The organism is Flavihumibacter cheonanensis, from assembly GCF_022352215.1.
GTDB classification, from domain to species: Bacteria; Bacteroidota; Bacteroidia; order Chitinophagales; family Chitinophagaceae; genus Flavihumibacter; species Flavihumibacter cheonanensis.
This window is the reverse complement of the sequence record NZ_JAKRWF010000100.1, coordinates 1-288: the sequence shown is the minus strand read 5'-3', so window position 1 is coordinate 288 and position 288 is coordinate 1. Positions and strand designations below refer to the sequence as shown.

Sequence of the window (288 nt, the reverse complement as noted above, 5' to 3'; positions counted from 1 at the left end):
CCATCCTCATCACCGTCACGATCGCCTTCGTCGTGGCGGCCATGACCGAGTACCTCGCCAAGAGAGCCTTCCTCATGGCGAGCGGTCGGATCGGACAAGCGGTGCTCTACGACCTGCGGACGCGGGTGTACGACCACTTCCAGCGGCTGTCCCCCGCCTTCCACGAGAGGTACACCTCTGGACGCGTCATCTCGCGGCTCACGAGCGACGTGGACGCGCTCGGCGAACTGCTCGACGGTGGCATCGACGACCTGGTGCTGGCCGGGCTGTCCGTGGTCTCGGTCGGCG

The 288-nt window shown here is 67.0% G+C and carries 1 protein-coding gene; it reads left to right on the top strand.

The annotated features are described in order from the left end of the window. On the top strand, window positions 1-288 hold a 288-nt coding region (locus MD536_RS21280), incomplete at both ends, for an ABC transporter transmembrane domain-containing protein (protein WP_239603803.1).